Origin of the sequence: Bordetella genomosp. 9 (assembly GCF_002261425.1) — a bacterium.
In the GTDB taxonomy this organism is placed as follows: domain Bacteria; phylum Pseudomonadota; class Gammaproteobacteria; order Burkholderiales; family Burkholderiaceae_B; genus Bordetella_C.
In genome coordinates, this window is the sequence record NZ_NEVJ01000002.1 from 98,767 (window position 1) to 120,948 (window position 22,182).

Consider the following 22,182-nt stretch of genomic DNA (forward strand, 5'->3'; position numbering starts at 1 on the left):
GTCCACGCCTACCGGCACGTTCGCTTCACGCTCGACTTCCAATTCCCAACCGTCCAGCCTGACCCACCGCGAGATCATGCGCGTGATCGGCGGCATCGTGCTTTGCATCCTGCTGGCGGCCTTGGACCAGACCGTCGTCATCCCGGCCGTGCCGGCCATCGCCGCGGATCTGAACGGCTTCGACCATCTTTCCTGGATCGTCGCCGCCTATCTGATCGCCGCCACCGTCACCACGCCGATCTACGGCAAGCTGTCCGACATCTACGGGCGCCGCCAGCTGTTGACGGTTTCCATCGGACTGTTCGTCGTCACCTCGGCCATGTGCGCGATGGCCCAGACCCTGGACCAGCTGATCCTGTTCCGCGCCTTGCAGGGCCTGGGGGGCGGTGGGCTGATGTCCCTGGCGCAGGCCGCCATCGCCGACGTGGTGGCCCCACGCCAGCGCGGCCGCTACCAGGGCTATCTGGCGGCGGTCTGGGGCGTGGCGTCGATCGCCGGTCCGCTGGTGGGCGGCTACGTATCCGAGCACCTGTCCTGGCGCTGGCTGTTCTGGCTGAACCTGCCCCTGGGCCTGTTCGCCATGTATTCGTGCAATCGCGGCCTGCGCATGCTCAAGCCGCGCGGCGGCAAGATCCGCCTGGACATCCTGGGATCGCTGCTGCTGGCTTCGACCATCGTGTCATGCCTGCTGGCCTTGAGCTGGGGCGGCGCCAGCTATGGCTGGCTGTCGCCGGAGATCCTGGGGCTGCTCGCGTTGAGCGTGGCGACGCTGGCCGCGCTGGTCTGGCAGGAACGCCGCGCCGCCGATCCGCTGCTGCCGCCGCGCATGTTCCGCAACCGCACCTTCGCCTGCGGCGTGGCCGCGTCGTCCCTGGGCGCGCTGGCGATCTTCATGTGCATTTTCGCGCTGCCCCTGTATTTCCAGCTGGTGCGCGGCACCAGCGCGTCGGAATCGGGCTTGTTCGTCACCCCCTTCCTGCTGTCCAACGTGCTGGGCAACATCATCAGCAGCAATCTGGCGCGCCGCACCGGGCGCATGCGGGGCATCCTGTCGGCCGGCTTCATGGGCGGGGCCATCGGGCTCGCGCTGCTGGCTTTCATGGGGCCCGCGACCCCGCTGGCCGCGGTGCTGGCGGCCACCTTGCTGACCGGCGTCGGCCTGGGTTCCTGCATGGTCGCGACCATCATGGTCGTGCAGAATGCGCTGGATCCGCGCGATATCGGCGCGGGCACCGGCTCGGTGCTGGTGCTGCGCTCCATGGGCAGCGCCTTCGGCAGCGCGCTGGCCGGCACGCTGTTGGGCCTGGGCTTCGCGGGTTCGCTGGCGGCCGCCGGCATCCATCAGCAGATCGACCTGGGCGCGCTGCGCCATGGCAGCGATGTGCTGTCGCAGCTGCCGGCTTCGGCCAAGCTGGTTTTGATGGATGGCGTGGCATCGACCTTCCGCGATATCTTCGCCTTCGGCGCGGGGATCGCGCTGCTGTCCCTGCTGGTGGTGCGCCGCATGCCCGACCTGGAACTGCGCAGCGGGCTGGCCGCGCACACGCCCATCGGCGACTGAGCGGCCGGCGTACGGCGGCCGGCGTCCGGCGTCCAACCGGACGTTTCCCATGGGACAATCGTGCGCCATCCGCCGTTGCGGGCCTGCCTGGCGGTACCACCCTGGGGAGATCGATTTGCGACCGTCGCGACATCGGCCAGCCTTGCTGGCTTTTGCCCTGCTTGCCTGGACCCTGCCAGCCGCCGTCCTCGCGCAGATCGCGCCCGGCCAGCGCCACTACGCGCGCTACGAATATACGGTGCAGGCCGACAAGCGCTACACCGAAATCCGCACCGTCGAAACCCGGCTCGCCAATGCCGCCATGGCGGCGGAGGGCGGCACCGCGTTTTTCGACTTCGACCCCACCGACGAAAGCCTGGAAGTGCTGGAGGCCTGGATCGAGCACCCCGACGGCACGCGTATCGACGTGCCGCAGGCCAGCATCTACACGCGGCCCAGCGCCGCCGCGCGCAACGCGCCCGGTTTCGTCGCGACGCAGACCACCACGGTCGTGTTTCCGCAGATGCAGACCGGCAGCGTGGTCCACAGCAAGTGGCGCCATACCATCAAGGCGCCGCGCATCTTCGGCTTCGATACCAACGTGCTGCTGGGGCTGGAGTCGCACTCGGCGGTGGATGTCCGTATCGAGGCGCCCGCCAGCCTGCCGCTGGCCTATCGGCAGCGCGGCGGCTTCACCGCCACGGAAACCCGGGATGGCGATACGCGGGTGATCACCGCCTCGGCGAGTGTCGGGGCGACGCCGCAGCCCGAACCGTTCATGGTCTCGCCCGCCGACGTCGGCCCGGCCTTCGTCGCGTCGACGCTGTCCGGGTATGAAGAGATCGGCGCCATCTATGCCAGCCGCAGCGCCGGCAAGGCCGCCGTCACGCCCAAGATCGCCGCGCTGGCCCGCCAGCTGGCGGGCGCCGCGCAAGGCCTGGACGCCGCCCGCGCGATGCACGATTGGGTGGCGTCGCATATCCGCTACGTGGCGGTCTACCTGGATCCGGCCGACGACCTCGTGCCGCACGACGCCGCCACGGTGCTGCGCAACGGCTATGGCGATTGCAAGGATCACGTGGTGCTGATGCAGGCCTTGTTGTCGGCCATCGGGATACGCGCCGAAGCCGCGCTGGTGAACTGGGACAACCGCATGCAGCCGCTGCCCCTGTGGTCCAGCGCGTCGTTCAATCATGCCCTGGTGTATCTGCCGGACTTCGACGTCTACGGCAATACCACCGATCCCTACGCCGCGCTCGGTGCGTTGGATAACCTGCTTTCCGACAAACTGGTCGTCATCGCCAGCCAGCAGGGCGAGGTGCGGCGCACGCCGGCATCGACGCCAGCGCAGAATCAATTCCGGATGGAAGCGGACGTGTCGATCGCGGCCGACGGCACCGTGTCCGGCACCAATGCCACGACCGCATCGCCCCGGCTTGAGTCGTTGCTGCGCGGCGCCGTCGCCACCGGCGGATCGCCGGAAACGCTGGGCGATCGGCTGCTGGCGCCCACCCCTGAAGGCGGATTCGGCACGCTGCATGCCAGCGACCCGCGCGACCTGTCTCGGCCGCTCACGCTATCGGGACGCTGGCGCAGTCCCCATGGCGTCGTGCGCGCTGCGCCGGCCACCTATATGACGGTGCCGCTGGGCATCGACCTGACGCCCCATGGCAACATGCGCGCCTATCTCGCGCGCGACGGTCGGCGCCGGTTCCCCTTGATGGTGGGCGCGCGCGACTACACGTGGATCTACCGGATACGCCTGCCGGCCGGCGCGGTGGTGGAGCATCTGCCGGACGACATCGACGTGGCCACGCCCGCCGGTCGGATGACCGCGCGCCACGTGCGGGAAGGGGACGGAATCACGGTGACCCGACGCCTGCGCATCGACGCCGACATCTATGCGGCCGACGCGTATCCCGCGGTGGAAACGCTGCTGTATGCCTACGTCGACGCGCTGCGTTCGGTGCTGGCCTACCGGCCGGCGCCTTGACGCTGGCGAGCGCCGGCCGGTGACGCCGGCGCGCATGCCGGCACGTCACGCCATCAGGGAACCAGCGACAGGCCGATGCCGATCTGCGAACGCTGCCGTTGGTTGTAGGCCAGCAGCGTGTCGCCATAGCCGTTGAAGTACTGCAGGTGCAGGTAGCCGTTCATGTTCAGGAAGGTCCGCTTCAAGGGCCACGCCAGGTCCAGCTGGGTGGTCCGCCGCGCGCTGTCGCCCTGGCGATACATGACCGACGCCACCAGGCCGTTGTCCTGCGCCCAGCGCAGGTGGTAATCGACCCAGCCGGTGTAGTCCGTGTAGTCGCGGTTTTCGTCGCCCAGGGCGAAGTAGCCCTTGATGCGGGGCGCGAAGGTCAAGGTGCTGCCGCCTTCGAAGCGGTAGTTCAGGGCGGGTTGCACGAAGGCGTCGTTGACCGAACGCGAGTCGTCGCCGGCCTTGCCGTTCGAGGCATGCTCGACGCCGCTGGCCAGGCCCAGGCTCCAGTCGTTGCTCCTGGATTGCCACACCTTGTCCGACAGCCAGAACAGGCTCGGATTGAAGGTTGTGTCGATGAAGGGCCGCGAGTCGCCCTGCAGGTCCCATACCGAGGTCTGCGTGTAGGCCAGGTACAGATGATCCAGGAAGCCGGGCTGCTCGCCGCGATCGGGCGTGAACAGCCGGTACTTGAAGCTGAACTGGAACTTGGCGGTGGTGCGGTCGCGGGTGCGCAGATCGAAATAGGTGGGCTCGTATTCCGACAGGCCGGCGCGCAGGCGATCGAAGGCGGGATTGCCGGTGGCGCCGGCGTCCGTGGCGACGGCGACCTGGGTCGGCGCGGGGCCGGCGGTCGGCGACACGCCGGTGGCTTCGACCTCCGCCGGGGGCAGGGGCTTGCCGGTGCGCGCATCCACCACCGGCACGTCGGCCGGCTTGCCGGCGATGGCGCCGATGCCGCTGGCGTCCAGCGCCATCAGGGCCGGCTCGCCTTCGATGGAAACCGCCTGCAGGCCGGTGGCGGTGGTCGGCACCACCGCCGTCCACGACATGCGGGCGAAATTGTTGACCGGCACATTGATGTCCAGGTCGTCGCTGTCGGCCTGCGCCAGGCTGCGCACCACGGCGCCGGACGGCGAGCGCCACTGCAGGACCAGGCTGCGCGGCGGCTGCCAGCGGCCGCCGGCTTCGCTGTCATTGAAGTACACGGCCTGGATGTGCACGGTGCCGCCGGGGGCGGCCGACGCGCGATCCAGCTTGTAGCTGATACCCGCGTGTGCCGCGCCGGTGACGGTCGATGCAAGCAGGGCGCCGATGACGCCCGGGTGCCGCGTAAGGAAGGAGTGGACGGTACGAGGCATGGTAACGATGGCCAGGGAATTGCAGTCGTTGCACTCTAGCACCGCACTTGGGGTCTATTGAAACAACCTGTAATGTCATTGTGGAGCAGGCCAGCTGCGGGAGGGCTTGCTGCGACGCAATGGCTGGCGTTCAGCATGCTTCCACGATGCCTGATCCCGTGGGAGACCCGTACGACTGGTTACCGCCGGCGGGGAATGGATTACACACTGGGTCTTTCGCGCCACACGGGTCGGTCCTGTTCCACGTTGCTGCCGCCGGGACATCCGGTCATACAGGGTAAAATCGCGGCGCCGCGAACCGGCACCCGGACCTGGCGACTTTCTCCCTCGCCAGATTCTTCTCCGCCCTTAGCTCAGTTGGATAGAGCACTCGCCTTCTAAGCGAGCGGTCACACGTTCGAGTCGTGTAGGGCGGGCCAATCGGCCCATCTCCTCAGCAGGTATGCCATTTGCCCTACGCGGCCGACCGGCCGGCTTTCATGCCGGTAGGCCGTCCGCGAGTACCGGCCCGCCCTGTGCCGGCGTGGCATCACGATGAGGGAGACGCCAGGCATGGAACGACACGCGGCTGCGCGCCGGACGGAAGCTCGCCTGGAGCACTGGTTCGCCGAACGCGGATGGAAGTCGGCGCCCTTCCAGCGCGAGACCTGGCATCGCTACCTGGACGGCGAGTCGGGCCTGCTGCACACGCCCACGGGCAGTGGGAAGACCCTGGCTGCCTTCGGCGGCCCCTTGCTGGAAGCGCTGGCCGATACGCCTACCGATACGCCTACCGATACGCCTACCGATGCGGCCGCCGAGGCGCCCGCCAACAGGCCTGAAACGCGGCCGGCCTCCGGCGACGGCCCCAAGGTGTTGTGGGTCACGCCACTTCGCGCGCTGGCCGCCGACACGGCGCGGGCCCTGACCGAAATCACCCAGGCCGTGCAGCTGCCGTGGACCGTGGCGCTGCGCACCGGCGACGCCAGCGCGCGCGATAAGCGCCTGGCGCGGCAGGGCAAGGCGGACGTCCTGATCATCACGCCCGAGTCGCTGGCCCTGTTGCTGTCGTACGCGGACACCGCCCCGCGTTTCCGGAGCTTGCGCTGCATCGTGGTGGACGAATGGCATGAATTGCTGGGAAACAAGCGCGGGGTGCTGCTGCAGCTGTGCGTGGCGCGCCTGCGCCGCCTGTCGCCGGGCGTGCGCATCTGGGGCCTGTCCGCCACCCTGGGCAACCTGGACGAAGCGCGCGCCGTGCTGTTGCCGCATGCGCCGCCCAGCGCGCTGGTGGCGGGCGCGCGCCCGCGCCGCATTCGCATTTCCACGCTGTTGCCGCCGCGCGATGGCGCCTTGCCCTGGGCCGGTTATCTCGGTCTGTCGCAGTTGCCGCGGGTGTTCAAGCGCCTGTTCGACGTGCGCGCCAGCCTGCTGTTCACCAACACGCGCGCGCAGGCCGAACTGTGGCACCGGGCATTGGAGTCCATCTGGCCGGAAGATCCGTCCACGCTGGCCCTGCATCACGGTTCGCTGGACGCGCGCCTGCGGGCCGGCACCGAGCAGGGCCTGCGCGAAGGCCGCATCCGCTGCGTGGTGGCGACCTCAAGCCTGGACCTGGGCGTGGATTTCCCGGCGGTGGACCAGGTCCTGCAGATCGGCAGTCCCAAGGGCGTCGCAAGGCTGATGCAGCGCGCCGGCCGGGCCCGGCACCGGCCGGGCGAATCCGGCCAGGTGGTCTGCGTGCCCGCGCAGACGCTGGACCTGATCGAGTATGCCGCCGCCCGCCAGGCGATCGAACGCGGCGAAATCGAGTCGCGTCCGCCGCCGCGCGGCAGCCTGGACGTGCTGGCGCAACATGCCGTGACGCTGGCCCTGGGCGGTGGCTTCGAGGCCGAGGACCTGTATCGTGAAGTCCGCGCCACGCATGCCTATGCCGACCTGGATGCCGCCACCTGGCAGGCCGTGCTGGATTTCATCGTGCAGGGCGGCCGGGCCCTGGGCAGTTATCCGGAGTTTCGCCGTGTCGACATCGACGAGGATGGCGCCTACCGCGTACACGATCGCCGCATCGCGCTGCGCCATCGGCTGTCCATCGGCACCATCACGGCCGACGGCGCCGTCGCCGTCAAGTATCTGCGTGGCGGCAGCCTGGGCTCGGTGGAAGAAGGCTTCCTGGCGCGGCTGCGTCCCGGCGACCGCTTCCAGTTCGCCGGCCGCACGCTGCAGCTCGCCCGGCTGGAAGGCATGACCGCGTACGTGCGGCGGGCCAAGGGCGGCGATGGCCCCGTGGCGACGTGGCTGGGTGGGCGCATGCCGCTGTCCACGCAGCTCGCGCACGAGGTGGAAGCCTTGTATGGACAGGCCGGAGAGGAGAGCGAAGAAAAGACCGAAGAACTGGACGAAGAAGAGGCCGAGAACAAGGCCGAAAACAAGGCCGAACCCGCCGCGCCGGAAATGCGCGCCGCCGAACCCTTGCTGCGCATCCTGCGCCATATCGGCGCGCTGCCCGGGCCTGGCCGCCTGGTGGCCGAGCAGGTGGGCACGCGGCGCGGCATGCATCTTTTTCTCTATCCCTTCGCCGGCCGCTTCGTGCACGAAGGCCTGGCGGCGATGATGGCGCTGCGATGGGGCCGGCTGCACGCGAACACCTTCTCCTACACGGTCAACGACTACGGCCTGATGCTGACGCTGGCCGAACCGGCGGAACTGGACGAGGCCCTGTTGCGGCGCCTGCTGCGTGTCGAAGGCATGGAAGCCGACCTGAGCGAAGGCGTGAACCTGGGCGAGCTGGCGCGCCGGCAGTTCCGCGAAATCGCCCGCGTCGCCGGCCTGCTGACGCCGTCGTTCCCTGGCAGGGAGCTGCGTTCGCTGCGCCAGGTCCAGGCGTCCAGCGGGCTGCTCTACGACGTGCTGCGGCGCTACGATCCGGACCATCTGCTGCTGGCGCAGGCCGAGCGCGAGGTCTTCGACATCCAGCTGGAAGCCCCCCGGCTGCAGGCCGCCCTGCGCGATTGCGAGAATCGCACCCTGGTGCTGCGGAATACGGGCGCGTTCAGTCCGCTGTCCTTCCCCTTGTGGATGGAGAGCCTGCGCGGCCAGCTCAGTACCGAAACCTGGCAGGCGCGCGTCAAGCGCGCGGCCGCGCAACTGGAGAAGCGCTATGAACGCGTCACCCGGGCAAGCATCGCCTGACGACGGCCATGCCCTGACGCTGGCGGGCGAAGCGGTCGTCCTGATGGGCGCGCGGGCCCTGCATTGGCCCGCGCGGCGGCGCCTCATCATCGCGGATCTGCACCTGGGCAAGGGGAATGTGTTCCGCCAGGCCGGCATCGCCGTGCCAAGCGGCGCCACGGGCGACGATCTGCTGCGGCTCACGCGGCTGCTCGCACGCGTGGATGCGCGCGAATTGTGGATCGTCGGCGACGTGCTGCACGGACCGGCCTCGCACGCCGCCTGGCGTGACGCCTGGGCGCGATTTCGCCAGGCTCATGCGGGCGTGGACATCGCGGCGGTCATCGGCAACCACGACCGGGCCCTGGGCGGCGCCGAACTGGATATACGCCAGCTGGGCGACGCCCATGCCGATGGCCCTTTCCTGTTCCGGCATCTGCCCGACCGCGATGCCCGCGGTCGCCACGTGATCGCCGGACACGTGCATCCCAAGGCGCGCGTGCCGGGCGTACCGCGCGCGTGGCCGGCGTTCTGGCTACGTGAGGGCGTGACGGTATTGCCGGCGTTTTCCGAATTTACCGGCGGCCACGCCCTGGACGCCGGGCAAGGGCAGGCGCTGGTCGCCTGCGTGGAAGGACATGCTCTGCCGTTGGGGCTGGACGCCCCCCGTGCGCCCCCCGCTCCTGCTGCTGGGCATGCCCCTTGCTGAACTGTAAACATGCGCCAATTCCGGCGTTCTTTGTAAGGAGCAGAGCGATGAACAAGGACCAAGTGAAGGGTGTTGCCGAACAAGTGAAGGGCAAGGTCAACGAGACGGTCGGCAAGGCGACCGGCAACAAGAGCCAGGAACTGAAGGGCGACGTCCAGCAAGGCCTGGGCAAGGCCCAGAAGGCGGCCGGCGACGTGCGCGAAGACATCAAGAAGAACGATCAGCCCTAAGGGCACGCCCTAAGGGCACGCGCCGCGGCCTCGCAGCCGCCCTTTTTGCGTGAGCTCAGGACTGGAGCTCAGTGCTCGGGCTCAGGACTTGGCCGGCTCCTCGTCGACCAGCTTCTCTTCCAACGTTTCCAGAACGCGCCCCGTCTGCCCCTTGGTTTGCAGGGTGAACAGGAGCAGCGAGCGGCCCGTGACCTGGTAGACATCGCCCGATCCGAAGCTGGGCAGCTCGGTCCGCACGGGCGCGTTGGTATCGATCATGCAGGTCCACTGGTCGCTGCCCGGGATTTCCGGCACGGTGAAATCGACGACATCGTGGTGTGCGTTGAGCACCAGCATCAAGGTGGCGTCGGAGGCGGGGCGGCGGATCCCGGTAGCGCGCGCGCGGCCGTCGATGATCAGGCCGAAGCACCGCATGCCGGGATCCGACCATTGGTCGTCGGCGATATCCACGCCGGCGGGGCTGATCCAACGCACGTCGGATACGTCCAGCTCTTCGTGGTAATCGCCCGTCAGGAAACGGCCGCGCCGCAACACCGGCAGGGTGTGCCGCAGCGTGGTCAGCTTGCGCGTGAACTCCATCAGCGCCTGGCCTTCCTCGTCGATATTCCAGTTGACCCAGCTGATCTCGTTGTCCTGGCAATAGGCATTGTTGTTGCCATTCTGGGTGCGGCCGAATTCATCGCCCGCCACGACCATGGGCGTGCCCTGGGAAAACAGCAGCGTCGCCAGCATGTTGCGCTTCTGCCGTTCGCGCAGCGTACGGATGTCCGGATCGTCCGTCGGGCCTTCCGCGCCGCAGTTCCAGGAACGGTTGTCCGAATGGCCGTCGCGGTTGTCTTCCCCGTTGGCGTCGTTGTGCTTGTCGTTGTAGGAAACCAGGTCGTGCAGGGTGAAGCCGTCGTGGGCGGTGATGAAGTTCACGCTGGCCCACGGACGCCGCCCGTTGTGGTTGAACTTGTCGCCGGATGCGGTCAGGCAGGAAGCCAGGTCCGCCACCATGCCTTCGTCGCCCTTCCAGTAGGCGCGCACGCAATCGCGGAAACGATCGTTCCACTCCGCCCAGCCCGGCGGGAAGTTGCCGACCTGGTAGCCGCCCGGCCCGCAATCCCAGGGTTCGGCGATCAGCTTGACGCTGGACAGGATGGGGTCCTGGCGGCAAGCCTTCAGGAAACCGCTTTCATAGTCGAAGCCGCCTGGCTCGCGTGCCAGGATGGTCGCCAGGTCGAAGCGGAATCCGTCGACGTTCATCTCGGTGACCCAGTAGCGCAGGCTGTCCATCACCATCTGCAGCACGCGCGGGTGCGACAGGTTCAAGGTGTTGCCCGTGCCGGTGTCGTTGATGTAGTAGCGCTTCTGGTCGGGCAGCAGCCGGTAGTATGAGGCGTTGTCGATGCCGCGGAAGGACAGGGTGGCGCCCAGCTCGCTGCCCTCGGCCGTATGGTTGTAGACCACGTCCAGGATGACTTCCAGGTTCGCTTCGTGGAAGCGGTCTATCATCTGTTTCAGTTCGGTGATGTCGCTGGGGCCGCGCGCGAAGTAGCGCGGGTCGGGCGCGAAAAAGCCGATGGTGTTGTAGCCCCAGTAGTTCGTCAGGCCCTTGTCCAGCAGGTGGCTGTCGTTGACGAAGGCATGGATGGGCAGCAGTTCCACCGACGTGACGCCCAGCGACTTGATGTGGTCGATCACCGCCTTCTGGCCCAGTCCCTCGAAGGTCCCGCGCATCGATTCGGGCACGGCGGGATGCAGCTTGGTGTAGCCCCGCACATGGGTCTCGTAGAAAATCGTTTCTTCCCACGGCACGCGGACCTTGCTCGGATGCTCCCAGCTGAAGCGCTGGTCCACCACCTGGCATTTGGGCATGAACGGCGCGCTGTCCCTTTCGTCGAAGCCCAGGTCGCCTTCTTCGCTGCCGATGGTGTAGCCGAAGACGGCCGGGTCCCACTTGAGTTCGCCCACATACGCCTTGGCGTACGGATCGAGCAACAGCTTGTTGTGATTGAAGCGATGGCCGTTTTCGGGGTCGTAAGGGCCGTACACGCGATAGCCGTAGACCGCGCCGGGCTCCAGGCCCCGCACGTGCACATGCCAGACCTCGTCGGTGAATTCGGGGAGTTCGATACGTTCGATTTCTTTCTGGCCCGTGGGGTCGAACAGGCAGACTTCGACCCGGGTGGCGTGCGCTGAAAACAGGGCGAAATTCACGCCTTCGCCGTCCCAGGTGGCGCCCAGGGGGAATGGCGAGCCTTCGGTGATACGTGGCTGGTGGGTCATGGTAACGCTCCGGGGGAATTGATGGCCGCGTATGGAAGAGCAAACGGCGCGATAAGGAAGCAAGCGACATGCCCGGCGCGGGAATGCGGATTGCCGGCGGTCGTGTCGGCATCATGACGGCAAATGGAGGCTGCGATGAACACCCTGAAAGACACCGTGCAAGGCCTGGCGATGGAGCTGGGCGTCGAATCCCCGATGGATGCCAAGCAGGTGGACGACGGCGCGCCGGCGGCGCACCAGTTCGCCCTGTCGGCCACGGCGGGCCGCATCTACATCCAGAACGCCGCCGGGAAAGTGATCGAGGTCGGCGACCTGCTGGAAGAACAGGGCCGTTACAGCTACCGGCTGGACCAGGGCGCCGTCGTCGGCCGCGACCTGCCGGACCTGGGTAGCGCGCTCAAGCATCTGGCCGGCCAGCTGACGTTCCTGTACGTGGACGGCCTGTTCCGGCAATTGCCCGACAGCGCGGCCGAGGCGTCCAGCCATTCCATGTCGGCCGCGCCGGTCTTCGTCACCCTGGCCGACGGCACGGACGAACTGCGCGGGCCCGGCGGGACGGAGACAACCGGCCGTTGAGCCGCGCCGCTGGCCGGCGCGGGCGGGGGCGTCAGGCAGGCGCGGGCCGCCTGGCCCGCGGACTTCTGGCGTCGGCCTCTTCCTGGCGCGCTTCGCGCACCAGCCTGGGGTAGACAGTCTTTGCCCCCGCCAGGAAGTTTTCCACCGCGTAGCGCACCTTGTCGTCGAACGACACTTCCATGGGCGACTGGTAGATGGTTTCGCGGATGGCGGTATAGAACAGGCCATCGTGCAGCGTCCAGTAGAACTCGATCTCCTGTTCCGTCACCGGCCCGTCATCCGCGACGCCGCAGTGATGGCGCAGTTCCTGGCAGCAGGGCGCGAGCAGGTCCTTCTTGATCAACTGCAGGTAGCGGCGGTTCAGCCCGCTGCTTTCCAGGCCGGCGAACATATAGATGCGTATCCATTCGGGCTGGTAGGTCGCCCGCGCGTATTCTCGGTAGAAACGCACCAGTCTGTCCTGCAGCGGCATCGTCCGATCGCGCAGCAGCGCGACCCATTGCGGCTGCCAGCGTCCCATGAAGACGTGCAGGTAGACCTGGTCGATCAGGTCCTGCTTGGATTTGAAATACCGGTACAGCAGCGGCTGCGTGATGCCCAGGCGCTGGGAGAGCTCGCGCGTGTGCCCGGCAAAGCCTTTCTCGGAAAAATAGCGGATGGCGCCGTGCAGGATCTGCTGCTGGCGTTCGGCCGCGCGCAGGCGCGGTTTCTTCTCCGCCGGCGCGGTCTTGCCGGCGCGGGGAGTCGCGGTCTTGGCTGGCGTGGCGGATCGCGCCACGCGTGTGGATTTGGTCGCGGCAACCATGCTTACAGCGGATCTCCCGTGTCAGGCGTGAGGCCGGCGGACTGCACCGCGGGGATCAGGCAGAGTTCGTCATTGTCGGAGGTATCCCCCGAAATGCCGATGGAGCCGACCACATGGCCCGCCGCGTCGCGGATCAGCGCGCCGCCCGCCACGGGCGCCAGGCGGCCTTCGGAAATCGCGTTCAGCGCGGCGAAGAACACCGGCGCGCCCTGGGACCGCCGGGCCAGTTCGCGGCCGCCCAGGCCCATGCCCAGCACGCCCCAGGCCTTGGCCATGGCCAGCTGGGGCCGCATGATTCCCGAATGGTCGGCGCGTTTCAGCACCACCAGGTGCCCGCCGGCATCCATGATGGCCACCGTCAAGGGCGCGAAGCCCCGTTCGCGGCCTTGCCTGAGCGCTTCGTCCGCGATGCGGTCGGCCTGTTCCAGCAGCACATTGCTCATTCTGCGATCTCCGATTGCCGGCATGCGTCAATCCACGCGTATGCCCTTGTCCTTGATGATTTTCGCGTACTTGTCGGTCTCGGCGCGGTTGAAGCGTACCAGTTCCGCGGGGCTGGTATGCATGGCATCCACGCCCAGGTCATAGTAGAGCTTGACCAGCTTGGGATCCGTCATGGCCTTGCCGAGGGCGCGCTGGTATTCCGCGACGACCGCGGGCGGCGTGTTCGCCGGCAGGTAGACGCCCCAGGAATTCAGCGCCACCATGCCGGGCAGGCCGCTTTCGGCCACCGTCGGTACGTCGGGCAGCTGCGCCGAACGCTGCGCGCTGGTGATCGCCAGCGGCCGCAGCTTGCCGGCCTTGATGTACTGCATGACCGCCTGCGTGTCGGCGAAGATCATGTCGATCTGGCCGCCCATCAGGTCGTTGACCGCCGCCACGCCGCCCTTGTAGGGCACGTGCTGCATCTTGATGCCGGCCGCTTCGTCCAGCATTTCGCCGCTCAGGTGCGCCAGGGTGCCGGAGCCGCCCGAGCCGAAATTCAGTCCGCCCGGCTTTGCCTTGGCGGCCTGGATGACGTCGTGCAGCGTCTTGAACGGCGACTTCGGATTGACCACCAGCACCACCGGGCCGGTGGCCACCAGCGATACGGGGATGAAGTCGCGCCCCATGTCGTAGGGCAGCTTGCTCAATAAGGGATTGACCAGCGTGGGTCCCATGTTTCCCATCATGAAGGTATAGCCGTCGGCGGGTTGGCGGGCCGCGTACTCCGTGCCCAGCGACCCGGCGGCGCCCGGCTTGTTGTCGACGATCACCGGCTGTTTCCAGACATCCGCCAGCTGCTGGCCCAGGATGCGCGCCATCAGGTCGGATGCGCCTCCTGGCGGGAAAGTGACAACGAGATGCACGGGACGATCGGGGAAGGCTGCCGCGGCGGCGCTCGCCCAAAGGGCGAACAGCACTGCCGCGACCACGCGGGTCGAGATTCGGCGGTACATTCGTTGTCTCCTGGTGGTATGTATGCGGCGCCGTTCTGTGCGGGGCCTTTGCGGCTATACTATCGATCGATAAATTAGAAAGCAATCGCTAAATCTCGCAGCGGGAATATTCATGGCAAATTTCAGCAGTCCCAGCCAGGCCGGCCGTGCCGACCAGACCCTGGCCCACAACATGAAACTGTTGGCTCAGCACGAGCTGGAAGGCTTTGGCGGACTGGGCGAAGGGATCGCCATGCAGCAGACCGACGACGGTCGCCGCATCCTGTGGATGGCGCACGAGTCGGCGCCCAAGAATTTCACCGCGGTGGACGTGACCGATCCCCGGCAGCCGAAGATGGTGGTGCAGACCGACCTGCCGCACATGAAGGTGCGCTCCAATTCGCTGGATGTGTGCGGCAACCTGATGGCGGTGGCCTATCAGGTCCAATCGCCCGGCATGAAACCCGCGGGCTTCGACCTGTTCGACATCAGCGTCCCCGAACAGCCCAGGCTGATCTCGCATTTCGATTGCTCGGGTCCGTACTCGCGCGGCGTGCACGCGCTGTGGTTCGTCGACGGCAAGACCGTGCACATGGCCTCGGGCGCGCCGGACTTCCAGCCGCACGATCCCAAGGACGACCAGATCTACCGCATCGTCGACGTCAGCGATCCCGCCAAGCCGGTCGAAGCCGGCCGCTGGTGGTACCCGGGCACGCGCGTGGGCGACACCGAACCGCGTCCGCAGCGCCTGCCGGAAAAATTCGATACGGGTTTCCGCGCGCACAACACCAATGTGTTCCCCCAACGTCCCGACCGTGCCTATGTCGGGTACATCGATGGCGGCGCCTTCGTGCTGGATATTTCCGACAAGTCCAATATCAAGGTCGTGTCGAGCTGGAACCACTCGCCGCCCAACAACGGTTTCACGCATACCGTGCTGCCCTTGTTCGAGCGCGACCTCTGGATCGTCAGCGACGAGTGCGTGCAGGACGACGGCGCCGACTGGCCCAAGCTGGTGTGGGTGGTGAACGCCAAATCGGAACGCCACCCGCTGCCCATCGGCACCTTCCCGATGCCGCCCGTGGAAGCCTTCGCCAAGCGCGGCGGCCGCTTCGGCGCGCACAACCTGCATGAAAACCTGCCGCTGCCCGTTTCCTTCCAGTCGGACACCCTGATCGTCGGCACCTTCTTCAATGGCGGCGTGCGGGTCTACGACACCACGGATCCCTACCATGTGGAAGAGGTCGCCTACTTCGTGCCGGGCGCGCCCAAGCTGTCGCCGGCCGGCGCGATCCAGCTCAACGACGTCTACGTGGACGACCGGCGCATCGTGTACACCATCGACCGTTTCGCCGGTGGTTTGTACATCCTGGAGCTGACGATCTGACGGGCGGTTGCGCATGGCTTATCAACGCGATCCGCTGGCGGGCAAGCTGCCCGTCACGCTCATCACCGGGTTTCTCGGCAGCGGCAAGACCACGCTGATCCGCCGCCTGCTGACGCACCCGGACATGAACCGCGTGGCGGTCGTGATCAACGAGGTCGGCGAGATCGGCATCGACAACGACCTGGTCGTGATGTCCTCGGAAAACGTCAGCCTGCTGGCGAACGGCTGCCTGTGCTGCACCGTGCGTACCGACCTGCAGGAAACGCTGCGCGAATTGTTCGGGCAGCGCCGCGCCGGGCAGATCGCCGATTTCGATCGCGTGGTGATCGAAACGACGGGGCTGGCCGATCCGGCGCCCGTCATCCAGACATTGGCCAGCGATACGATGCTGGGCGCGCAGTATCGCCTGGACGGCGTGGTGACGCTGGTCGACGCGGTCAACGGCCCGGATCAGCTGCGCACGCAGCCGGAAGCCGTCAAGCAGGCGGCGGTGGCCGACCTGCTGGTGATCACCAAGGAAGACCTGGCGCAGCCCGCCGGCGTGCAGGCCCTGACCGCGGCCCTGCGCGACATCAACGGCAATGCGGCCATCCGCCACACGAGCATGGGCCAGATCGAGCCAGCCGAATTGACCGGGCTGGGCCTGACCAGCGCGCGGTCGCGCGAAGGCGCCTTGCGCTTCCTGGGCACCGCCTTCGACGAAGCGGGCGCCACGGGCGAGCAGGGCGGTTATCTGGGCGAGCGCGTGCCGTCCCGGCATGCCGGCATCGAGACCCTGGCCCTGCGTTTCGACGCGCCTTTCACCTGGGACGTGTTCGCCGCGGCGATGGACATGCTGATCGGCATGCGCGGCGTGGACCTGTTGCGGGTCAAGGGCATCGTCAACGTGGAAGGCAAGCCGGTGGTGGTGCAGGCGGTGCAGCACATCATGCATCCGCCCGTGACGCTGGACGCCTGGCCGACGGACGACCAGGGCTCCCGGCTGGTCTTCATCACGCGGAACATCCAGGCCGCGGCGATACGCGGGCTGTTCGAGGCGGTCGGGGCGATACGGTCCTGAGGGCCTGGAGGGCGACCGGGCGCCGCGTCGATGCCGCGCCGAGCGGCGCGCGGCACCGGGCGGTGTCACGCATCGCTACCGTTTGAGCGCGGACATCTTTTCCAGCACGTCGTACACCGCCGCCGTATCCGACTCGCCATGCCCCATGCCCATGGCGGCGTTGTACACGGGGATGCAGGCGCTGAAGAGCGGGGCGGGCACATTGGCGTCCGCCAGCGCCGCCGCGATCAGCTTCATGTCCTTCTGCCAGATCGAGACTTTCATGGTGGCTTCGTCCCACGTGCCGGCCGCCATCGCCGGTCCGCGCACCTGCAGCATGCGCGAGCCGCCCGCGCCATCGGCCAGCACCTGGACCGCCAGGTCCATGTCGATGCCCATGCGCTGCCCCATCAGCAGGGCCTCGGCCGCGGAAATATTGTGGATGGCGACCAGCAGGTTCGCCATCAGCTTCATGCGCATGCCGTTGCCGAAGGCGCCGATGGGGTAGGTGACGCGCGCAAAGCCGTCGAACACGTCCTTCATCGCCTCGATCGCCGCCACGTCGCCGCTGGCATACACGGCCAGGTCGCGCGTGACCGCCTGCGCCCCGGTGCCCGAGAGCGGACAATCCAGCAAGGTAATGCCGCGGGCGGACAGCAGATCCGCCGCCTGCTGCTTGGCGGGTATGGGCAGGGTGCTGGTCTCCGCGACGATCAGTCCGTCCTGACCGGCCGCGGCGATCTGCCGCGAGACCCCGCACAGCGCGGCTTCGCTGGGCAGGCAGAGTATCAGGCGCCGGGCGCCGCGGATGGCATCTTCGGGCGTCGACACGGCCTGGCCGCCGGCGGATTCGAGCGCGGCGCGGGCCGCGGGCAGCGGGTCGTAGCCGACGACCGTGAACCCCGCCTTGACCAGGTTCGCGGCGATCGCCGACCCCATGATGCCGATGCCCAGCACCCCCACGGTGGCGGGGCGGCCGGACGATGCTGAGAGGGATGCGGAAGATGCGTTCACGGCGTGTCCTTGTGCGTGGCGGGCTGCCTGACCGACGACCTGCCAGTTGATCTATCGATAACTTGCCAAGTATAGCGCCGGCGGGGATGCCCACGGCGGCGGATCAACCGCCCGGAACGCCTTGCGTATTCACGTACAGCGAATAGATGGAGGTGCAGGACGCCATGAACAGGCGATTCCGGTGTTTGCCGCCGAAGCACAGGTTGGCGCAGCGCTCCGGCAGGTCGATGTGGCCGATGGGCTCGCCTTCCGGCGTGAACACGCGCACGCCGTCCAGTTCGGGCGTGCCCATGCCCCAGCCGCACCACAGGTTGCCGTGGATATCGACCCGGAAGCCGTCCGGCGTGCCGGGCCCGGCGTCCACCAGGACGCGGCTGTTCGACAGCCATGCCTGGCCGGCCCCGCCGGCGCCGGACGCGACGTCGAATACGCGGATGGTGCGGGGCCGGGCGCGGGATTCGATCACGTACAGCTTGGTCTCGTCGGGAGAAAACGCCAGGCCGTTGGGACCGTTGACGTCATCCGCCACGACGTCCAGCCGCCCGCTGTCCGGATCCAGCCGGTAGACGTTGGCCGGCAGCTCCTGCTCCGCCTTTTCGCCCTGGTAATAGCCGACGATGCCGAAGGGCGGGTCGGTGAACCAGATGGAGCCATCCGACTTGACCACGACGTCGTTGGGCGAATTCAGGCGCTTGCCGGCGTACGAGTCGGCCAGGACGGTGATCCTGCCGTCGTATTCCGTGCGGGTGACGCGCCGGCCGCCGTGTTCGCAGGTAATCAGCCGGCCCTGGCGATCGCGGGTGTTGCCGTTCGCGTTGTTGGACGGGCCGCGAAACACGCCGACCTGGCCGGTGGCTTCGTCCCAGCGCATGATGCGGTCGTTCGGAATATCGCTCCAGAGCAGGTAGCGGCCGTCGCCGAACCACACCGGGCCTTCGGCCCAGCGGCTGCCGGTGGCGATACGCTCCACCGCCGCCAGCGGCAGGTGCAGCGCGTGGAATGCCGGCGTCAGGCTGCGCACGGCGGGGTCGGGATAGCGTTGCGTGGGTTCCCACATGGCGATGATGCTCCAGCTGGAGGTGTCAGGCGTACAGGCGTGCCGGGTTGTCGGTCAGCAGCGCGCGCGCGGTGGCGGCGTCGCCGCAGGCGCGACGCGCCAGGTCCAGCAGCGCGGCATCGTCCGGCTGCGCGTACTTGATGTTCACATGGGGAAAGTCGGTGCCCCACAGCACGCGGTCCGGCGCGGCCGCGATCAGCGCGCGCATCTGTTCGATGGCCAGTTCCGGCTGGCCTTGAGTGACGCGGTCCGCGCCGGAAACCTTCACCCACACCTGCGGCGATTCCAGCCAGCGCAGCAGCGCCTGCCCGGCCTCGCTACGCAGGCCGCCGTCCGCGGGCAGCCGCGCCATATGGTCGACGACCACGGGCACGCCGCAACCGTCCAGCGCTTCCAGTACGGCGATGGTGTCTTCCGGGCCGGCGTGGACCAGCACATGCCAGCCATAACCGGCCACGCGTGCGATGGCGGCGCGCATGCGCCCGGCGTCGATGTTCGCCGCGCCGCCGCCCAGATGCGCCAGCACGTTGAAGCGGATGCCGCGCACGCCCGCACCATGCATGTCGCGCAGCGTGGTCTCCGGCACATCGGGGTCGATGATGACGATGCCCCGGTAGGCGCCCTGGCTGGCCGCCAGCGCGCCCAGCAGCGCCGAGTGGTCGCCGCCGTAGTTCGCCCCGTGGACGATGACGCCGCGCGTCACGCCCATCCGGGCATGCAGGGCGCGCGTCGCGTCGAAGGGCGCTTCCTCCGGGCGGTAGGAAGGATTCGGCGGCAGGGGATACCGGTCCCACGGGCCGAAGACATGGAAGTGCGTGTCCCAGATATCGTCGCCGCTGGCGGCGCCCTTTGCGCGGGCCGCCGCGCCCGCCTGGGTATCCGGTGTGCTGATTGGTTCTGCCATGGCCAGTCGCTTTTCGTCCGTCAGGGTCAATCGCAGCGCACGCTCATGCCACCGTCGACCACGATTTCGGTGCCGGTGACGAAGCGGGCTTCGTCGGAAGCCAGGAACAGCGCCGCATTGGCGGTGTCGCGTCCATCGCCCATGAAGTTCAGGGGAATGCGCGACTGGCGCTGCTGAAGCAGGGCATCGACGTTGCCGCCGGCGCGCTGCCCCGCCAGGCGCACTTCCACCATGGGCGTATGCATCTGCCCCGGAATGACGGTGTTCACGCGGATGTTCTTCTTGGCGTACTCCACCGCGACGACTTTGGAAAACTGGATCACCCCGGCCTTGGCGGACGCGTAGCCGACCTGGGCGGAGCCCGTCCAGCGTATGCCCGACGTGGACGCCGTGTTGACGATGGCGCCGCCGCCCTGCGCTTCCATGACGGGCAGCACGTGCTTGCAGGTCAGGAACACGCTCTTCAGGTTGAAGGCGATCTGCGCGTCCCAGGTCTCTTCCGACAGCGTGACGGGGCCGCCCTTGGCCGAGCCGCCGACATTGTTCACCAGGATGTCGACCCGGCCGTATTGTTTGCGGCAGGCGTCCACCATCGCCGCGACTTCGTCGTCCCTGGTGACGTCGCAGGTCCACGCGGTGACGTCGCCGCCGTCGGCGCGGATCAGGTCCAGCGTTTCGGTCATGGCGTCCGCGTTCTTGTCCACCGCGAAGATGCGCGCGCCTTCCTGCGCGAAGCGCACCGCGACCGCGCGGCCGTTACCCCAGCCCGGACCGACGCATCCCGCGCCGACCACGATCGCCACCTTGTCTTGCAGTCTTCCCGTCATGCCGAGTCTCCCGATGGTCAGCTTATTTGTCAGCAGGGTTCTTGTGCGAGCCCATTTCGATGGGCTCGCCTTCCGGCGGCATGATCTCGAACACGTTCAAGGTCATGGACACCAGCGAGTAATAGCCCGCGATGCCGACCAGGTCGATGATGCCGGCTTCGCCCAGCACCATGGTGGCCTTTTCATAGAGGGCGTCGGGAATATGGCGCTTTTCATGCAGCGCGGTCAGGAATTCGTGCACCAGTCTTTCGTCGTCATGGACGTAGGGAATGGGCTGGTCGTCGCGCAGCGCGTCGATCATGGTCTCTGCCAGGCCGGCCTTCAGGCCCATCTGCTTGTGGGCCCACCATTCGAATTCGGAGCGCCAGTGCCGGGCCAGGATCAGGATGGCCCATTCGGAAAGGCGGGGCGTCAGGCTGGTCTCGTAGCGGCAGTAGCGGCCCAGCGCCTGCGCGGGCTCGGCCAGCGCGGGGCGGTGCAGCCAGACGGCCAGCGGGCCGCGCACGCGGCCGCGCGGGCCGCTGGCGATCAGATCGTGGATGCGCTGTTGCTCGGCATTCATCTGGCCGGGTTGCAGCGGTTGTATGCGTGCCATGCGGGTCTCCGTTCGTTGTCTTGCCGTCGCCGGGCGACGTTATCGGGCTGGAATTCTGGGCGGCGGGGCCCGTGCGGTCCAATATATTTTTCGGAAGGCATTGATTCCCAAATGGAATCACCCGCCATCCGTGCCGTGTCCGCCTGCCAGCATACATCGCCGTGGATCAGCATGAAGCGGCCGCGCGGAGCGGTCGGGCGAAACGGTCGTACAAAGCTGTCGCGCGAAGCAGCCCGGTTTGAAACCGGCGCCGCCTGCTCTGCAGGGCGCCACCTTACGACGGCATGACGCTTGCGACGTCCGCGAAGTGCCCATCGCTGCGGGATGGCGCGTGGCTAACTATCACAGGTATCCAGGGAGACTGTCATGGCACTTATCGTGGCCGCACGGTTCACCACCTTCGAACAGGCCCAGGGCGCCGCAAGAGCATTGTTCGCCCAGGGCTTCGCCGAAGACGACGTGCATATTTTTTACGTGAATATGGCGGGTTCGCATGCCCGTTATCCGATAGGCGGGGATCGGGACGTCGATCCCGATATGGAAGGCACATCCTATGGCCTGCTCCTGGGCGGCGCCGGACTGGCGCTGGTCGGCGCGGTCGTTGGGGGCCTGATCGGCGGCGCGTTCCAACTTGCGCCGCTGGGTGTGCTGGCGGTGGCGGCGGTGGGCGCGTACATCGGCTCCCTGATGGGCGCGATGTGGGTGTCCGGGCGCCGCAAGCCCGGTGTTTCACGCAACCGCGGCGCGCCCGCCGATCACCCGGAAAACCGGCATGCGGGCGTGCTGCTGGCATTGCACACCGATATCTCGCGCGAAGCCGAGGCCTGCAAGCTCTTGCGGGATGCCGGCGGCGTGGACGTGGAGCGCGCGCAGGGCCGCTGGCAGGAAGGCCGATGGGTGGACTTCGATCCGCTGAAACCGCCGGAGCGCGAACCCGAACATATGCTGCGCGGGGCGGCCCCTGCCGTGCCTCCTGGCGGACAGGTCAATCCGCGTTAATGCCCGGCAGGGCGCCGGCTGAACATGGGAGAGGACAGGCCATGGCGAAATACCAGAACTTCGAGATCGAGATGACGGTCGTGCCGGATGCGGCTGGCCAGTACGAGGCCGCGTTCGAACTGCGGCGGGCGGGCGACGGCGATCGCGCCGGCAAGGCCGGCGACGCGGATCGCGGCCGCTACCAGTTTCCGCCGGTGGGTAGCTACATGACGCCCGATGATGCGCGCGAGCAGACGGAGGCCTGGGCGCATAAGTGGATAGACGCCAATTTCGGCAAGTAGCGCCGGTGCCCGGCCGGCGCTGATGCCGCACTCACTTA

20 protein-coding genes and 1 tRNA gene are annotated in these 22,182 nt (G+C 67.6%); 11 read left to right on the plus strand and 10 right to left on the minus strand.

From position 1 onward, the window contains the following. Nucleotides 1–76 precede the first annotated feature (76 nt). Nucleotides 77–1,561 carry an MDR family MFS transporter gene (locus CAL26_RS06430; RefSeq protein ID WP_094846126.1) on the plus strand — a complete coding sequence of 495 codons (1,485 nt, stop codon included), beginning with the start codon at nt 77–79 and terminating at the stop codon, nt 1,559–1,561. Between the two features lie 115 nt (nt 1,562–1,676). After that, entirely contained in the window at nt 1,677–3,533 is a 1,857-nt protein-coding gene (locus tag CAL26_RS06435; protein WP_179283281.1) for a DUF3857 domain-containing transglutaminase family protein, read from the plus strand. Between the two features lie 53 nt (nt 3,534–3,586). Here CAL26_RS06435 and CAL26_RS06440 read toward each other — a convergent pair whose 3' ends face one another. Then, the gene (locus CAL26_RS06440) at nt 3,587–4,882 is read right to left on the minus strand and encodes a phospholipase A (protein ID WP_094846128.1); all 1,296 of its coding nucleotides are present in this window, start codon (nt 4,880–4,882) and stop codon (nt 3,587–3,589) included. 342 nt (nt 4,883–5,224) lie between these two features. On the opposite strand from CAL26_RS06440, the gene CAL26_RS06445 reads away from it, so the two are divergent. The 4 genes from CAL26_RS06445 to CAL26_RS06460 all read left to right on the plus strand — a co-directional run bounded on the left by CAL26_RS06445 (nt 5,225) and on the right by CAL26_RS06460 (nt 8,971). Beyond that, nucleotides 5,225–5,301: transfer RNA gene (locus CAL26_RS06445), tRNA-Arg, on the plus strand. Nucleotides 5,302–5,434: 133 nt separating this feature from the next. Next, nucleotides 5,435–8,053, plus strand: coding sequence for a ligase-associated DNA damage response DEXH box helicase (locus CAL26_RS06450; RefSeq protein WP_094846129.1), 2,619 nt, complete (start codon nt 5,435–5,437; stop codon nt 8,051–8,053). Continuing rightward, nucleotides 8,022–8,741, plus strand: a complete 720-nt coding sequence (gene pdeM, locus CAL26_RS06455; protein ID WP_094846130.1) for a ligase-associated DNA damage response endonuclease PdeM — start codon at nt 8,022–8,024, stop codon at nt 8,739–8,741. The genes CAL26_RS06450 and pdeM overlap by 32 nt, the downstream gene beginning before the upstream one ends. A gap of 47 nt (nt 8,742–8,788) precedes the next feature. Then, a complete protein-coding gene (locus tag CAL26_RS06460; protein WP_086063815.1) occupies nt 8,789–8,971 on the plus strand; it encodes a CsbD family protein in 183 nt (60 codons plus the stop codon). 81 nt (nt 8,972–9,052) lie between these two features. Here CAL26_RS06460 and glgX read toward each other — a convergent pair whose 3' ends face one another. After that, nucleotides 9,053–11,242 carry a glycogen debranching protein GlgX gene (gene glgX, locus CAL26_RS06465; RefSeq protein WP_094846131.1) on the minus strand — a complete coding sequence of 730 codons (2,190 nt, stop codon included), beginning with the start codon at nt 11,240–11,242 and terminating at the stop codon, nt 9,053–9,055. Nucleotides 11,243–11,377: 135 nt separating this feature from the next. Between glgX and CAL26_RS06470 the strand changes: the two genes are divergently transcribed. Next, nucleotides 11,378–11,818 carry a hypothetical protein gene (locus CAL26_RS06470; protein WP_094846132.1) on the plus strand — a complete coding sequence of 147 codons (441 nt, stop codon included), beginning with the start codon at nt 11,378–11,380 and terminating at the stop codon, nt 11,816–11,818. A 31-nt stretch (nt 11,819–11,849) separates the two neighbouring features. On the opposite strand, the gene CAL26_RS06475 is transcribed toward CAL26_RS06470, so the two are convergent. Genes CAL26_RS06475 through CAL26_RS06485 form a run of 3 tightly spaced genes read right to left on the minus strand, consistent with a single transcriptional unit; the run spans nt 11,850 to nt 14,062 of the window. Continuing rightward, nucleotides 11,850–12,623: a TetR/AcrR family transcriptional regulator gene (locus CAL26_RS06475; RefSeq protein WP_094846133.1), complete on the minus strand. Its 774-nt coding sequence runs from the start codon at nt 12,621–12,623 to the stop codon at nt 11,850–11,852. 2 nt (nt 12,624–12,625) lie between these two features. Then, nucleotides 12,626–13,066, minus strand: a complete 441-nt coding sequence (locus CAL26_RS06480; RefSeq protein ID WP_094846134.1) for a GlcG/HbpS family heme-binding protein — start codon at nt 13,064–13,066, stop codon at nt 12,626–12,628. A gap of 27 nt (nt 13,067–13,093) precedes the next feature. Next, nucleotides 13,094–14,062, minus strand: coding sequence for a Bug family tripartite tricarboxylate transporter substrate binding protein (locus CAL26_RS06485; protein WP_094846135.1), 969 nt, complete (start codon nt 14,060–14,062; stop codon nt 13,094–13,096). 112 nt (nt 14,063–14,174) lie between these two features. On the opposite strand from CAL26_RS06485, the gene CAL26_RS06490 reads away from it, so the two are divergent. Together CAL26_RS06490 and CAL26_RS06495 are read left to right on the plus strand one after the other, a co-directional pair. Further along, entirely contained in the window at nt 14,175–15,428 is a 1,254-nt protein-coding gene (locus CAL26_RS06490; RefSeq protein ID WP_218831515.1) for an LVIVD repeat-containing protein, read from the plus strand. A gap of 13 nt (nt 15,429–15,441) precedes the next feature. Next, nucleotides 15,442–16,488 (plus strand): CobW family GTP-binding protein, encoded by a 1,047-nt coding sequence (locus CAL26_RS06495; RefSeq protein WP_094846136.1) that lies wholly within the window; start codon nt 15,442–15,444, stop codon nt 16,486–16,488. Between the two features lie 75 nt (nt 16,489–16,563). On the opposite strand, the gene CAL26_RS06500 is transcribed toward CAL26_RS06495, so the two are convergent. The 5 genes from CAL26_RS06500 to CAL26_RS06520 form a co-directional block, all read right to left on the minus strand. Continuing rightward, nucleotides 16,564–17,481 (minus strand): NAD(P)-dependent oxidoreductase, encoded by a 918-nt coding sequence (locus CAL26_RS06500; protein ID WP_143277363.1) that lies wholly within the window; start codon nt 17,479–17,481, stop codon nt 16,564–16,566. Nucleotides 17,482–17,584: 103 nt separating this feature from the next. Continuing rightward, on the minus strand, nt 17,585–18,538 hold the full coding sequence (locus tag CAL26_RS06505; RefSeq protein WP_094846138.1) for an SMP-30/gluconolactonase/LRE family protein: 954 nt from the start codon (nt 18,536–18,538) through the stop codon (nt 17,585–17,587). Between the two features lie 25 nt (nt 18,539–18,563). Then, nucleotides 18,564–19,442 carry an amidohydrolase family protein gene (locus CAL26_RS06510; RefSeq protein WP_143277364.1) on the minus strand — a complete coding sequence of 293 codons (879 nt, stop codon included), beginning with the start codon at nt 19,440–19,442 and terminating at the stop codon, nt 18,564–18,566. A gap of 26 nt (nt 19,443–19,468) precedes the next feature. After that, nucleotides 19,469–20,269, minus strand: a complete 801-nt coding sequence (locus CAL26_RS06515; RefSeq protein WP_094846140.1) for an SDR family NAD(P)-dependent oxidoreductase — start codon at nt 20,267–20,269, stop codon at nt 19,469–19,471. A gap of 22 nt (nt 20,270–20,291) precedes the next feature. After that, the gene (locus tag CAL26_RS06520) at nt 20,292–20,864 is read right to left on the minus strand and encodes a carboxymuconolactone decarboxylase family protein (RefSeq protein WP_094846141.1); all 573 of its coding nucleotides are present in this window, start codon (nt 20,862–20,864) and stop codon (nt 20,292–20,294) included. Between the two features lie 366 nt (nt 20,865–21,230). Here CAL26_RS06520 and CAL26_RS06525 point away from each other — a divergent pair, with 366 nt between their 5' ends. Together CAL26_RS06525 and CAL26_RS06530 are read left to right on the plus strand one after the other, a co-directional pair. Continuing rightward, nucleotides 21,231–21,863 carry a hypothetical protein gene (locus tag CAL26_RS06525; protein ID WP_094846142.1) on the plus strand — a complete coding sequence of 211 codons (633 nt, stop codon included), beginning with the start codon at nt 21,231–21,233 and terminating at the stop codon, nt 21,861–21,863. A 41-nt stretch (nt 21,864–21,904) separates the two neighbouring features. Further along, entirely contained in the window at nt 21,905–22,144 is a 240-nt protein-coding gene (locus CAL26_RS06530; protein WP_094846143.1) for a hypothetical protein, read from the plus strand. Nucleotides 22,145–22,182: the final 38 nt, after the last annotated feature.